We start from the raw sequence: 1168 nt of genomic DNA, 5'->3' as shown, positions 1-1168 counted from the left end.
TAGAGTATCCGTGATGATCAAGCTGGAGATTGCGTCCAGCATCGATCGGCTTTGAGCATGGCGTTCGCGGTGACGACGAGCTTTCGCATGACGGCGGTGATGGCGATCTTGGCGGGCTTTCCGGCAGTAACGAGCTGCTGATATTTTGCCTTGAGATCGGGATTGTACCGGGCGGCGACGAGGGCCGGCATATAGAGAGCCTGCCGCACGTTGGCGCGTCCGCCACGGATGAAGCTCTTGCCTTTCCATTGTCCGGACTGTCGAGCGACGGGGGCGAGACCGGCGAGGGATGCGGCCTGCTTGTTCTCGAGGCTGCCGAGTTCGGGCATGGTGGCGATGAGCTGGTTGGCGGTCAGCGTTCCGACGCCGGCGATGCTGGTGAGGATCTCATGCCGGCGGGCGAGCGCGGCATCGGCGGCGATCAGGTTGGCGATCTCGGTATCGAGCGCCTCGATATGCCGATCGATCTGCTCGAGCCGCTGCCGGCACTGGCGCTTGAGGAAGGCGATGGTGAGGTTCTTCTCGCGATTCTTGAGCGCGGTGCGATCGCGCACGAGGCCGTCTCGGGCATTGATGAGCTCCGCCATCTGCGCCTGCTGTGCGCTTCGAGCGGGTCTGACCGGCGGCTGCAAGGTGGCCGCCATACGGGCCAGCAACATGGCATCGATGCGATCGGTCTTGGCCAGAATGCCAGTCGCCTGGGCGAAGCGCCGGGCGCGCTCCGGGTTGAGCTTCACGCAGGGCCAGTCGGCCAGAGCCGCCTCCAGCGCCCGATGGTAGGTTGCGGTTGCCTCATAGGCGATCCGCTCGACCGGCCATTGTCGCAGCCAGGCGATCAGCGCCTTGTGGCCCTTGGCGGTGTTGGCGAACTGGCGCTCGGCGCCGGCAGGGTGGACATGGCAGTCGAGGCTCGCTTTGGAGATGTCGATGCCGATCGTCTGTGGTAGATTGTCGCTCATCTTTTCCGCTGTCCCATGCTTGTCATCCGGGTCCAAAACCCCGGTATCCGTTCGGGCCGACACGAAAAGAAAGGGGCGATCCTACTCTAACCCGGTCCCACAACGACCGGCGCTTTCACGATCCGTCCCCTTCCGCCCGGGCCGGGGTGGCCACCCCGGCCCGGGCAATCCAGCATGACCCAAACGGACCGCAATGTCATAAGACAAGC

At 64.3% G+C, this 1168-nt stretch carries 1 protein-coding gene; it reads right to left on the bottom strand.

Annotated features, from left to right (window positions below; translation table 11 throughout):
- Window positions 1–17: 17 nt before the first annotated feature.
- The gene (locus EWH10_RS21610) at window positions 18–959 is read right to left on the bottom strand and encodes an IS110 family RNA-guided transposase (protein ID WP_065847925.1); all 942 of its coding nucleotides are present in this window, start codon (window positions 957–959) and stop codon (window positions 18–20) included.
- Between the last annotated feature and the right edge of the window lie 209 nt (window positions 960–1168).

Origin of the sequence: Sphingobium fuliginis (assembly GCF_004152845.1) — a bacterium.
Taxonomy (GTDB): domain Bacteria; phylum Pseudomonadota; class Alphaproteobacteria; order Sphingomonadales; family Sphingomonadaceae; genus Sphingobium; species Sphingobium fuliginis.
This window is presented reverse-complemented; position numbering and strand designations above follow the sequence as displayed.

Bases quoted from the DNA above. Each gene is read 5' to 3' on its own strand.
- EWH10_RS21610 (WP_065847925.1), bottom strand. From the start codon at position 959: ATGAGCGACAATCTACCACAGACGATCGGCATCGACATCTCCAAAGCG.